At 63.2% G+C, this 11,807-nt stretch carries 12 protein-coding genes and 1 pseudogene; 7 read left to right on the top strand and 6 right to left on the bottom strand.

All coding sequences use genetic code 11. The features are described 5' to 3' along the window. Nucleotides 1-2,421 (top strand): NAD-glutamate dehydrogenase domain-containing protein (locus tag ABZ293_RS41665; protein WP_355189856.1); only part of this gene is annotated, 2,421 nt, incomplete at its 5' end. 371 nt (nucleotides 2,422-2,792) lie between these two features. On the opposite strand, the gene ABZ293_RS41660 is transcribed toward ABZ293_RS41665, so the two are convergent. From ABZ293_RS41660 to ABZ293_RS41650, 3 genes are read right to left on the bottom strand one after another with little or no spacing between them, the layout of a single operon-like run. Then, entirely contained in the window at nucleotides 2,793-3,158 is a 366-nt protein-coding gene (locus ABZ293_RS41660; RefSeq protein WP_355189855.1) for a hypothetical protein, read from the bottom strand. 6 nt (nucleotides 3,159-3,164) lie between these two features. Continuing rightward, on the bottom strand, nucleotides 3,165-3,503 hold the full coding sequence (locus ABZ293_RS41655) for a hypothetical protein (protein ID WP_355189854.1): 339 nt from the start codon (nucleotides 3,501-3,503) through the stop codon (nucleotides 3,165-3,167). Next, a complete protein-coding gene (locus ABZ293_RS41650) occupies nucleotides 3,503-3,883 on the bottom strand; it encodes a hypothetical protein (protein WP_355189853.1) in 381 nt (126 codons plus the stop codon). Before ABZ293_RS41650 ends, ABZ293_RS41655 begins: the two co-directional genes overlap by 1 nt. Before the next feature lie 267 nt (nucleotides 3,884-4,150). Between ABZ293_RS41650 and ABZ293_RS41645 the strand changes: the two genes are divergently transcribed. Next, a complete protein-coding gene (locus ABZ293_RS41645; RefSeq protein ID WP_355189852.1) occupies nucleotides 4,151-5,041 on the top strand; it encodes a helix-turn-helix transcriptional regulator in 891 nt (296 codons plus the stop codon). Continuing rightward, on the top strand, nucleotides 5,038-5,247 hold the full coding sequence (locus ABZ293_RS41640; protein WP_355189851.1) for a DUF397 domain-containing protein: 210 nt from the start codon (nucleotides 5,038-5,040) through the stop codon (nucleotides 5,245-5,247). Before ABZ293_RS41645 ends, ABZ293_RS41640 begins: the two co-directional genes overlap by 4 nt. Nucleotides 5,248-5,739: 492 nt before the next feature. On the opposite strand, the gene ABZ293_RS41635 is transcribed toward ABZ293_RS41640, so the two are convergent. Next, nucleotides 5,740-6,288 (bottom strand): hypothetical protein, encoded by a 549-nt coding sequence (locus ABZ293_RS41635; RefSeq protein WP_355189850.1) that lies wholly within the window; start codon nucleotides 6,286-6,288, stop codon nucleotides 5,740-5,742. 538 nt (nucleotides 6,289-6,826) lie between these two features. Beyond that, complete coding sequence (locus ABZ293_RS41630) at nucleotides 6,827-7,570, bottom strand: YbaB/EbfC family nucleoid-associated protein (protein WP_355189849.1); 744 nt, start codon at nucleotides 7,568-7,570, stop codon at nucleotides 6,827-6,829. Between ABZ293_RS41630 and ABZ293_RS41625 the strand changes: the two genes are divergently transcribed. Genes ABZ293_RS41625 through ABZ293_RS41615 form a run of 3 tightly spaced genes read left to right on the top strand, consistent with a single transcriptional unit; the run spans nucleotide 7,499 to nucleotide 9,644 of the window. Beyond that, on the top strand, nucleotides 7,499-7,738 hold the full coding sequence (locus ABZ293_RS41625) for a hypothetical protein (protein WP_355189857.1): 240 nt from the start codon (nucleotides 7,499-7,501) through the stop codon (nucleotides 7,736-7,738). The two genes, ABZ293_RS41630 and ABZ293_RS41625, sit on opposite strands and share 72 nt — an antisense overlap. Nucleotides 7,739-7,775: 37 nt before the next feature. Next, nucleotides 7,776-8,987: a hypothetical protein gene (locus ABZ293_RS41620; RefSeq protein WP_355189848.1), complete on the top strand. Its 1,212-nt coding sequence runs from the start codon at nucleotides 7,776-7,778 to the stop codon at nucleotides 8,985-8,987. Between the two features lie 33 nt (nucleotides 8,988-9,020). After that, entirely contained in the window at nucleotides 9,021-9,644 is a 624-nt protein-coding gene (locus tag ABZ293_RS41615) for a hypothetical protein (RefSeq protein WP_355189847.1), read from the top strand. A 748-nt stretch (nucleotides 9,645-10,392) separates the two neighbouring features. Here the strand turns inward: ABZ293_RS41615 and ABZ293_RS41610 are convergent. Next, entirely contained in the window at nucleotides 10,393-11,457 is a 1,065-nt protein-coding gene (locus tag ABZ293_RS41610) for an SPFH domain-containing protein (protein WP_355189846.1), read from the bottom strand. Between the two features lie 198 nt (nucleotides 11,458-11,655). Between ABZ293_RS41610 and ABZ293_RS41605 the strand changes: the two are divergent. Further along, a pseudogene (locus ABZ293_RS41605) lies at nucleotides 11,656-11,807 on the top strand (L-asparagine permease); the annotation flags it as partial.

Here is an 11,807-nt window from a genome sequence, read left to right as displayed (position 1 = left end):
GATTTCCGGACCGAGATCCTGGGTCTGGTGAAGGCGCAGGCGGTGAAGAACGCGGTCATCGTCCCGGTCGGCGCCAAGGGCGGGTTCGTGGTCAAGCGGGCGCCGGTGACCACCGGTGACGCGAGCGCGGACCGGCAGGCGCTGCTGACCGAAGGTATTGCCTGCTATCGGACCTTTATCTCGGGTCTGCTCGATGTGACCGATAACGTCGATCATGCCTCGGGTGAGGTGTTGCCACCGGAGCGTGTGGTGCGTCGCGACAGCGACGACACCTACCTCGTGGTCGCCGCGGACAAGGGCACCGCCACCTTCTCCGATATCGCCAATGATGTTGCGCGCCAGTATGGTTTCTGGCTCGGCGACGCCTTCGCCTCGGGTGGTTCGGTGGGGTACGACCACAAGGCGATGGGCATTACCGCCAAGGGCGCGTGGGAAAGCGTCAAGCGGCACTTCGCCGAAATGGATATCGACACGCAGACAACGGATTTCACCGTCGCCGGGGTCGGCGATATGAGTGGCGACGTTTTCGGCAACGGCATGCTGCTCTCGGAGCACATTCGGCTGGTGGCCGCCTTCGATCACCGGCACATCTTCCTCGACCCGAATCCCGATGCGGCGATCTCGTTCCGGGAGCGGCAGCGGATGTTCGCGCTGCCGCGCTCATCCTGGGCCGACTACGACAAGGCGCTGATCAGCAAGGGCGGCGGCGTCTTCGACCGGTCCGCCAAGGCGGTGCCGGTCAGTCCGCAGGTGCGCGCGGCCCTGGATCTGGATCCCAGTGTGACCACCCTGTCCCCGCCGGAGATGATCCGCGCGATCCTGCTCGCCCCGGTGGATCTGTTCTGGAACGGCGGCATCGGCACCTATATCAAGGCCTCCACCGAGACCAATGCCGATGCCGGTGACAAGTCCAACGATGCCGTGCGTGTCGATGCGAACCAGTTGCGCGCCAAGGTGATCGGTGAGGGCGGCAACCTCGGTGCCACCGCGCTCGGCCGCATCGAATACTGCGCGAACGGTGGCCGGATGAATACCGACGCGCTCGATAATTCGGCGGGCGTCGACTGCTCCGACCACGAGGTCAATATCAAGGTGCTGCTCGATGCGGTCATCTCCGGCGGTGAGCTCGCCACTGCCGATCGCACCGAACTGCTGGCCGCGATGACCGACGAGGTCTCCGAACTCGTACTGCGCGACAATATTTCGCAGAACTTCCGGATGGGCCTCTCGCGCGCCCAATCGGTGCCCCTGTCCGGCGTGCATCGCAGGCTGATCGCTGACCTCGAATTCCGCCGCGGCGTGGACCGGCGGCTCGAGGCACTGCCCTCGGATGCCGAGCTGAAAAAGCGGACGGCGGAAGGGCGCGGGCTCACCTCGCCGGAACTGGCGAATCTGCTCGCGCACGTGAAGCTTTCGCTCAAGGATGACTTGCTGGCCGGTGAGCTGCCGGATAACGCGGCCTTCGAGTCGGTGCTTCGGTCGTACTTCCCGAAGCCGCTGCGGGATCGGTTCGCCGACGCGATCGGCAGGCATCCGCTGCGCCGCCAGATTGTGGCCACCATGGTGGTCAACGATGTGGTAGACCACGGCGGCATCACCTACGCGTTCCGCCTGGCCGAAGAGGCGGGCGCGAGCACCGAAGACGCGGTGCGCGCCTTTACCGTCGCAACCGAGGTGTTCGATCTGCACACGCTCTGGCAGCGCATCCGGACGACTCCGATGCCGACGGCGGCGCGCGACGCCCTGGAGCGGGAGACCAGGCGCACCCTCGATCGGGTATCCCGCTGGCTGCTGACCAGCCGTCCGCAGCCGATTGCCATCGGCGCCGATATCGCCCGCTACCGCGATGGCGTGCGCAAGCTGGCGGGGCAGATGCTGCCCGCTCGGCTGCCCGCGGCTCATGCCGAGGATCTGGCGACGCATGCGCGCGCCGCAGTCGAGCAGGGTGCGCCAGCGGACTTGGCCGAGCATGTGTTCCGCCTCATCCACCTGTTCCCGCTGTTGGACATCATCGACGTGGCCGATATCGCCGACCGGGATGCGGAGGAGGTCGCGGTGCTCTACTACGCGCTCGACGAACACTTCCACATCGAGCGGCTGCTGACCGCGGTGAGCAATCTCGCGCGCGACGACAGGTGGCGCACACTGGCCCGGCTCGCGCTCCGCGACGATCTCTACGATTCGCTGCGCTCGCTGACCTTGGACGTGCTGACCGGATCCGAATCGCACGAGGATGCTGCGACGAAGATCGCCGACTGGGAGTCGGTCAACCGCTCGCGCCTGGCGCGCGCCGATGCGTCGCTCGGTGAGATCTTCGCCGCGGGCACGCACGACCTGGCCACCCTGTCGGTGGCCGCGCGACAGGTGCGCAGCATGGTCAGCAGCGGGGAATCCGCTGCAACGGCGGCCGTTTCGAGCTGACCTCGGCTCGGATGCCGGGATCCGGCCCTGTGCTGGATCCCGGCGTGGTCCCCGTCATCCCTGCGAATGTCGGGATCCGGACTCCGCAGCGGATCCCGGCATTCGCGGGGATGATGGTGCGCTCGAGGAAATCTACGCCGCGAGCACCCATGATCTGGCCACGCTGTCCGTGGCCGCCCGGCAGGTGCGCAGCAAGGTGAGCAGCGGGGAATCCGCTGCGGCGGCGAGCGTTTTGGGCTGAGCTTGCCGCAGCCATGCCGCAGCACAAAAGATCCGCCGCCTCGGCTTTTCGCCGGGGCGGCGGATCCTTTTAACGCTCGGTTCGTGCCTCGTGAAAACGCAATTGTGGGGCAGTCGGATCGGCTCGGGCGTCACGGGTCATCCGCGCCGTTCATGGTGCCTCCCCAAGGTTTGCCCCAAAGTCGGTGTTGTCGTGCTGAATCGGGGTGGATGCGTCCGGCTGCGACCAGCGCATCGAACGCGGCGTGCTTTCGAGCGCAGTCGTGCTCACAGTGCAGTTGCATCGCCACATGGGCATCGGCCAGCGTGAGTGGCTGATCGGGTGGGCCGCACGTCCACGCCTTCGGCCATTCGACCGGGCGCAGACGGCAGCGGCGTGCGGCGGGCCGGTCGCGGCGTGGCTGGTTGATCGGCCACACACACGCCACGCCGACCATCGCGAAGGCGCCGCCACCGACGACCGCGAGGATGCAGTGCACTATCTGCCACGGGCCCATGGCCGTTCACCGCTCGCCGCCGTTGCCGGGGGAGGTCGGCGGTAGTGCGAGTTGGGCGAGCCCGTCGAGCACCTGGTGCAGCGTCCGGAGTTCGGGTGTGCCCTCGGGGAGGGGCCGGTCGCTGGTGTCGATAGGGAAGTCGATCCCGCGCAGTCGGGCACGTTCGCGCGGGCTCAGCTTCGGCGGCGCGATCCGGCCGTGCCGCACGAGCGTGTAGTACGCGACTCGCTTCCACGCGCACCGCTGGATCCGGCAGGCCCGGTGTCGGCGCATCTGTGTGTGCGCCAATTCGACCTCGGCCGAGCCGCAGATATTCGGCAGGGCGAGCAAAGCATCCGTGTTCATCACGCTGCCCCCATCTCGACGCCGGGCGTGCGCTGAGCCGAGCGCACCCAAGTACCTTGTGGGCAAACGGTTTCCAGATCGAACCCCTCGTCACAGACCAACGCCGGCTGGGAATCCACGTGACCGAGATCGAACACGACGATCACTTGGACGTCGAGACCGGCCGCTATGCCGAGCGCATAAGCGATCGGGTCGTCGGCATCGGCAGGCGGCCGAACGGTGTACACGTACTGATAGCCGAGCGTGCTCGCGTGCCGCTGTACGTCGAGGGCATGGCGCGGGGCATGCAGGCCGGATACGTCATTGCGAACGAACCCAACGGCTTTCGGCTTGTCACCTGCCGTCGTCGGCAGCGACTTGATGGTTTGCGTGTGTGTCATGGTTCCCCCTGAACCTGGTCGGTGTGCTGGTTTGTGGGGCGCCCCGGTGACAGCGGTCGCAATGTTTGGAAGTTGTTCGGCTCCCAGCCTGCGGTGTCACCCGAACGCTGTGACTCAGCACACCACGAGCGATACGATGAAACGAGCCGAAATGGGACTCCCAAAAGAAGTCATCCCAAAGCCGCAGAACGTATCCCAGATCCGGCGTACTGTGCGTCCCGAACTCGAGGTCCTGACCGTTCCAGATCTGCAGGGGGTACAACAACATTGACCAGCGAAGACGATGCTTCAACCCTGCCCCGGCGACAGCTGGGGCGCTTCCTGCGCGAAGCCCGTGAGGGACAGGGACTGTCCCTCGACCAGGCTGCGAGGCTGGCAGAACTGAGCAAGAGCGGGCTACACCGCATCGAAACCGCGCAGGTGGCGAAGGTCAAGATCCGCGAGGTCAGAGCCCTGTGCGAGACCTATGGGGTGGTGGCGGACGAAACGAGCCGCGTGCTCAAACTCGCAGAAAAGGCACAGGTAAAGAGTTGGCACACAGCGTTCGACGGGCTCTACAGCGATTCCACATTCAATATGTACGTCGGGCTCGAAGCGTCTGCGCGCCAGTTGATTTCGTACCACGAGATCATCCCGGGCCTGTTGCAGACGGCCGACTACGCGCGAGCACTGATCAACTCGTTCTACACAGATAGCAGTCCGGAGGACGTCGCCCGCCGGGTGGAGCTGCGGCTGAAACGGCAAGCGATCATCACCCGCAGGTCCGAACCGGTGAAACTCCAGCTGCTGCTTCACGAATCAGCTCTACACCGCGTCGTTGGCAGCTCTCGGGTCATGGCCGCACAGCTGCGGCATTTGGCTGAGATCAGCAAACTGCCAAACGCCTCTATACATGTACATCCGTTTACGAGTGGGTGCCTGCGAGGTCTGTTGCATGGCCCGTTCGTGATCCTCGACTTCGGAACCGATACCAAGGGCAACCCAGTCGAACCGCCGCTGGTCTACTTCGAAGGTGCTGGTAAAGCGGATCTGTATCTCGAGAACGTCGACGATGTACGGCGTTATGCTGAGCTTGCTACGGCCATCCGGAGTACCTGCATGGATGAAACGAGATCGCGAGAACTGCTCAGACGGGCAGCAAGGAGTTATGCAGCGTGAGTATTGACCTGTCCGAGGTGAACTGGTTCAAGAGCAGCCACAGCAGCGGCCAAACCGAGTGCGTCGAAGTGGCGTGGCTCGACGGGGGCGGGGTTGGCGTCCGGGACTCCAAGAACCCGAGCGGTCCAGCGCTGGTCTTCGCCCCAGGCGAATGGGACGCATTCACCGCAGGCGTCGCAGCCGGAGAATTCGACCTCCGCCCCTGATCCTCCCGCAATACCGACCACCATAGCGGCCCCATCCCGACGACCCCAAGGTCGCGATGGGGCCGTCTGCTATCTCCCCCTCGGTCAAATCCACGCTCGCGCATAGCTTCTGGTTTTCCGACCGGCGTCTCGTGTGGAGAGCCGATGTGCGACGCCCAGTCCGGGAAAGGAAGCGCCGTGGCAGACCAGCGCCCCGGTCGCCAACGAGATCGGACCTGTTGTTCCGCACGTGGCAACGCGACCATGCTCCGATGTGAGCGATGGAGTACGACAGCTGCCGTACTGCTTACCGACACGCGTCAGAAGCAATCCTCGAAAAATCCTCTTGTACAACAGGTTCGGTGAATGGGACGCCTGCACCAAAGACCGGCCTCCTTTGCGGAGGTGCCCGTTCGGATCGGTAGGTGCAGACCTCCGATTCCGCTAACTGTCGAGCTGCGGAAACTGATTCGGTGCCGGTGGCGTGGATCCACGGTGTTTTCTGGTTGTTGGCTAGCGCGATCCCCCGATGGGGTGGTCTGGCACTGTCACTTCGCTGCCAGCACTGTCGAGGCAGAACCAATGCCAGTCACCATTCAGGTGATGGAATTTGTCTGACGTGCGAGAGGCACCGGTAAGCTGGGCAAATCCTCCGCCCCCGCTCGAGCAGTTGCCCGTCATGGGGCTGGTTCTGAAGTAGATACCCCAGGCGCTGCGGTCCGCACTGTCGATTCGGTAGAGCCCGAGACGGTGACCTTCGAACGTCCCCGGGTCGACACCGTCGCGCAACTGCTGTGCGGCTTCATCGAAGCTGTGCGCCGAGAACTGCCAGCGCACAGCGATCGGTAGGTCTACGCTCCACACCGTCACGGTGAACGCCACCACCAGCGCAGGCACAAGCAGGGGACCGAGTTCGGGAACCCGAAGCCGCCGGGTTACGACTACCCGGGTCAGGTAGCCGATGATCACGCAGAACAACCCGAACGACGCGCTGATCAAGAAGAACCACAACAGCAACGACTCGGCGCCGTCCGGGGCACTCGCCCGCAGGAGTGCGCCCACGCAAGACGCAACCGTGCAGGCGTGCAACAGGTACCAGGCGAGTTGTGACCGTAGTCGTCGCTTCTCCTGTCGACCGGGAAGGTCGTCGGACTGCGCCGTGCTCATGCCGGAAGCCTAGCCTGCAAGGCGGTTTCAATCCCCGGGCCCTGGGCGGCGAAGCCCAGCCCATACACCTCCAAAGGGATGTCGAAACTCGCCTGCACGAATCACCGTTGGAGCTGTCACGTGACGCTCAATTTCACCTGTAATCGGTGCCAGGATTCACCTGCTCAGTCAGTTCTCCGAAGGCTTCGGCTGGGGTGGGGTTGTCACCGATTCGCTTCTTGGACACCAGCTTGCCGCCTCGGTCGATGATGGCGAAAGCGACGCAAAAGGGGTCGCCGAGACCAAACCCGAACGGTCGGGCAGCAGTCCAGCGCCTGCCTATGGGAAGGCATCGATCGGCCCGGGTGGAAGTGGGCGTCCGGATCGAAACCCGATTGTTCACCGATAAGTAGCAGGTGTACTGCGGATCGGGCTGATCTTGGATCCGTCGGGGTTACCGAAGCCATCCGTCTTGACGGTGCTGTTGGAAGTACAGGTCGTCATCATCAGGTTCGTCGGGTATGAACACCTGGTCGCGGTTGGGTTTGCGGGTTCCCGGGATGACATGTCCGGCTGCGGAATCCGACGGTCCCGGCTGTGGCAGCTTGGCTGGAGCAGTCGGTGTGGGCGGTTCGGCTGCGACCGGCGGCAGGGTTTCCACTGCTGCGGGGATCGGATAGAGCGCTTTCAGATCCGGTGCTTCGGGAGCGTCCATGCTCTGATCGATATAGGGTTCGATTGCAGCAGAACGTGATTCGAACAGTTGGCGGGCGGCCCGTTGGGCGGCCTCCGTGATTGCGGCGGCCAAGCGGGCTGGAGTGCTGGAGCGGAATGCGTTCGGCGAGATATCAACGGCGGTCACGAATCCCATTGGATTTACGCTGATTCGGACGAGTCGGTCCGTCGATGCCGCGCTGACAGTCGAATCCATGGGTTGGGCGACCGCAGGCGGCCTGGATGCCCGCGCCGGGGCCAATCCTTCGGTCAATTCCCGCTGCGCGGCGCTGATCGGCGTCATAGCCTGCTGCCGGGCCCGATTTGCCTGCTCGGCAGCCCGCCGTGTGACCTCGACAACGGATCCACCAAGGTAGTGCGGACTGCTCCGGCGGAATGTTTCCGGAGCCAGATGAACCGCTTTCACGGTTCCGGTGCCGCCGACGTTGACCTCGACCAGGCCGTCGCTGGATCGCGCTGTCACCGAAATCGACGATATCTGTCGGCTCGCAGCGGCGAGCTCCGCCTCTTTCCGGTCAATGGTGGCAAGTACGGCGTCCATATTGAACTGTTCCACGAAAACTCCCAGCGCGTCGCCCGTCCGACCGATCGTAATGCAGGCCCGCGCGCGGACCACATCATCGTCGGATAGCCTGTGCCGGATCGTATTTCGACTCCGAGGGGGACCTGTGGCCGATGTGCTGGTTGTGCCGCCCAGTACCGACTTCGAGGCATACAACAAGCTGGTATCCGCCCAAACCGACCATTTCGCCGCAATGGTCACCTGGACCGGCAAGGAGTGTTCGGAGACCGACGGGCTGACCGCGCTGCTGGCGAAGTTGCAGCCCTACGTCCCGGAGGTCGCCCAGTACTTCAGCGGCAAGCTCGCACAGTGCCAGGGGGGCATGGGTGTGATCACCGACAAGGTCTCGACGGTGAACACCCAGTTGCGGACGCAAGATGAGCAGAACGCAGCAGATCTGCAGAAGATCTATCCCGATGCGCTGTCTGGGTTTCCGGATATCTCGTCGCTGCCTGGTGGAAGTCTCGTTGGCGACTTCAGCGTAGAGAACGAGGATTTCAAGCTGGTGCAACCGCCCGATCCGCCGGACAGTGGCATCATCAGCAACCTGGCAACCATCACCGGAAAATTCAACTACGCCGCCGCCGCTGAATCCGTCTACAAGGCGATCACTGGAAACGATCTCCGGGATCAGCTGCTGAAGCCGCTGTTGGGGGACTGGGATCGGCTGTTCTACCTGCACGGCGCGTATGACACATTGGGGGATGGCTGCTATGTGGTGGCGGGTACGTTGCGCAAAGGGTCGTGGAAGCTGGGCAGTGAATGGCGGGGAGCGACGGCCACCGCATTCGATTCGTACATGTTCAAATGGACGATGGGTATCGGTGGGATAGGTGACGCTGCCAAGGTTGTTTCCAAGGCGTATGAAGACGGCTATCACGCGATCATAGAACTGGCGAAGGCAGCCATTGCCGGTATCAACGCATTGTTCAATTTGGCAATAAACAAGCTGATCAAAAAGGTCGGCGAAATGCTGGCAGGCGATGCCGCCATCGAAATCGCGGGGCTGGGGCCGGAGGATCCGTTCGCCGATGCTGCCGCCGCGGCCTGGACCGCTTACAAGGGCTACGAAATATACAAGATTGTCAGAGAGATAGTGCAGGGTGTCAACGACATCATCGATATTTTCAAGAACATCGATGACGAGGTCGAAAAGACTCAGCAGACCCTGCAGCAAGTTGTCACCTCCGCGGCATCGCCGCTGGACGTCGGGAGCCTCATCGACCAGGTAGAACAGCACGGTTTCGAATTCGAGAAGGACAAGAGTTGGAACGCCGAAGCGGGTTCGGCGCGAATCGCGCTGTTGCCCTCGGTGTAAGGATTCACTGAAGGAATTGTGCAGGAGGGACGTATGCTCGACGAGCTGTCAAGTTTCACGCTATGGACGCACCTGGAGCGCGGCAAAGCAACGATATTCGGTGTGTACGAACCCTTCGGTTTCGGTAGCCTGATTCGGGGGAAGCGCCCCACACAGATCGCCTTGTTGCGCGCCGTTGCAGAGGCTGACGGTCACATTGTCTTCGAAGTGACGGTCGGTAAGAATCCGCGCATCCCCGTAGGGATTGTCTCTCGCGGCTTTGCTCAGGGCCGTGACGGGAATCGCATCGGGGAAATCCGGGATGAGCGCGCAGGGATGCGAAAGAATCGCATTTTCGATCAGTTCGGCTTGGGTGAATTGCCGGGACAACGTGTCGGTGCGGCGGGATTGCACAGCAGGAAACTCCTTCGGGGAGTCGCGCAAGAGGGCAGCCTAGAAGCTCTGTGGTGGCCATTTCAGTTGGTCGGCGACCGACTGCAGTACCGCAGCGCGGAGTCCGCCGGATTCGAAATTCGGCACCGCGGATCATTCCACTATTGCCATGTCGACATCCACGACAAACGTGTGAACCGGCTCCTAGTCCTGTCCTGCGCGGTCGACTACCTGTGGCGCGATGTGCTACCGAGCAAGGCGCTGAAGTACAAAATCGCAAAGTAAATACTCTCCGCGCATGCTACCGGTGAACGGTCACGTCAGTGCCTTGGACGAGCGATCACCATGCGCTCATGCAGGTGAACGTCGAGAGTGCATGTGCACCAGCGCATTCTCGGCTCTCTCGGCATGAGTGGTGGTGGGGTATGGATTGATTCGCTCGGTTGGCGGGTGGTCTCGTGGGTGATTGGGGGGCTCGAGGCATTTGAAGTTCGGGGTGCCCAGCGGTCTTCGGGATCGTGGCGGCGTTGATCCAAGCGGTGAACTGTGCGGTGAGATCTGCTGGGTTGGTGGGGTGGATGGTGCGGTGTTGGTCGTGGAGTTCGGTGTAGTGGTCGTCATCGGTGATGTCGTGCCATTGGACGGTCGTGATGGGTTTGTCGAGCTTGTCGACAGGGCCGGTGTAGAGCGGAGCCGCTGCCACTTGTAGCGCTTCCGAAACGGCAGCGGTGCTTCCTGGATTTTCGGTGCGTTCCCAGTGGGTTCTCCCGGGTTAGGGATGAGTACTTGTGGCCGGTAGTCGGATCGCATGCCTGACCTGCAAATGGCCATTGACACAGGAGAAGATCTTGGCGGGGCCGGTGCCTTGGTCCGCGCCAAATCTGAGCTCGCGCCTAGCGTTTGGCTTTCGGATCGGTGTGTCGCGTGGACAGTCAGTATGCGACGGCGTCGATGGTGTGCGCGAGCTCGGAAGATCTGCGTCAGCAGCTGAGGTGGGGGTGGTCGACCTCTGCGAGATCAGAGCCGAGCGTGGTCAGCTTGCGGCGGCGGTGCCGCAGTTGCCGCAGAACTTCGCTGCCGCAGTCAGATCCGCTCCGCATTCGGTGCAGCGTGGGCGGGGTGCCAGGGGGTCACCGCAGTTCATGCAGAACCGGGCGTCCGTCGGATTGCCGGTTCCGCACCCAGCGCATGCAGGCTGCGCATTAGCCGGAACCGACTGTGCGGCAGCCGGAATCGCCTGCCGCTGCCACGGGTTGCTCGGCGCCTGCTGTTGGATGGCATTCAAACCCAGTGCCGCGCCGAGGAATCCGTCGCCGCCGCCGTGGCCGTGGGCGAAGCCCTGGCCCGCGCCGAGCGCCAATTCGCCTGCCGCATAGCGCTGGAAGTCGCCGGCCAGTCGAATGTAGGTGACGTCCTTGGCGAGTCGTTTGATGCGGTCGGCATCCTCTGGTGCGAGGGTGATGTCGAAGTTGCCCAGGCGCGGGATGCGCAGGCCGTATTCGTAGAGCGTCAGATTGGTCTGGCGCACGACGGCGGCTTCGATCGGCTCCAACTGCCCGGACAGGCCGAGTACGGGCCAGTCGCCCCGGGAAATACCCTGTGTGACAGCGACTTTCATGGACTTCAGCAGCAGGTCCGAGCTCCAGGATTCCACCGTCGCTGGGACGGTCAGGTCGGTGGTGCCCGCCAAGGTGGTGACCAGTTCGGCCGGATCCCGCACCGACAGCGCGAATTCCCCGAAGACCCGCAGCGTCACGACCTGTTCGCTGACCGGATCGGCGATATCGGCCAGGCGGCCACCGAACTTGATGCCGGGAAACTCGCGGGTGGAGACGAAATACAGTTCGGCGCGGTAGAAGTTGTTGCCGGTCAGCGTATCCACGAGTGCGCCGAGGACCGGCAGCTCATCGGCATCGATCCGGTGCCGCCCAGGCCCCATCGCGGCCACGACCTGCCCGGACTTGACGAACAGTGCGATCTCGTCGGCATTGACGATGGCCCGGCTGTAGCGCCGGATGTTGACGTCCGGCCACTTGTAGACCAGTTGGTTCTTACGGTCTTCGGGGACCGCGATGAACTCCCGTTCGAACCATGCCATGTGCGCGCTCCATCAGCCGAAAACGTGTCTAGCGTACCGATATTCAGCGGCACGATCAAGCAAACGCGAGGTCAGAGCGGGTGGGAACCCGATGCTTCGTTTCCGCGCTGTTACGACTTTGCGATTCCTGTTGAACGTGCCGTTGAATAGCGTTACATTAAGCAGCGATATGATCGCCGTCACGTGAAAGGCTTCACCATGACAACCGTTCAACCCTCCGCGGAAGTGTCGGCGCCCGCGGACGCTCTGCATGCTGAGGATGCGGGCTATCACAAGGCGTTGCGCCCGCGCCAGCTGCAGATGATCGCGATCGGCGGCGCGATCGGAACCGGACTGTTCCTGGGTGCGGG

It is taken from the genome of Nocardia sp. NPDC005998, from assembly GCF_040614395.1.
Classification (GTDB): Bacteria; Actinomycetota; Actinomycetes; order Mycobacteriales; family Mycobacteriaceae; genus Nocardia.
Note: the sequence above shows the minus strand (reverse complement) of the source record. Positions and strands in the feature narration are given on the sequence as shown.

Excerpts from the sequence above, each read along its gene's own strand:
- ABZ293_RS41615 (WP_355189847.1), top strand. The coding sequence starts at position 9,021 with ATGCTCGACGAGCTGTCAAGTTTCACGCTATGGACGCACCTGGAGCGC.
- ABZ293_RS41625 (WP_355189857.1), top strand. The coding sequence starts at position 7,499 with ATGAACCGCTTTCACGGTTCCGGTGCCGCCGACGTTGACCTCGACCAG.
- ABZ293_RS41610 (WP_355189846.1), bottom strand. The coding sequence starts at position 11,457 with ATGGCATGGTTCGAACGGGAGTTCATCGCGGTCCCCGAAGACCGTAAG.
- ABZ293_RS41655 (WP_355189854.1), bottom strand. The coding sequence starts at position 3,503 with ATGAACACGGATGCTTTGCTCGCCCTGCCGAATATCTGCGGCTCGGCC.
- ABZ293_RS41650 (WP_355189853.1), bottom strand. The coding sequence starts at position 3,883 with ATGACACACACGCAAACCATCAAGTCGCTGCCGACGACGGCAGGTGAC.
- ABZ293_RS41660 (WP_355189855.1), bottom strand. The coding sequence starts at position 3,158 with ATGGGCCCGTGGCAGATAGTGCACTGCATCCTCGCGGTCGTCGGTGGC.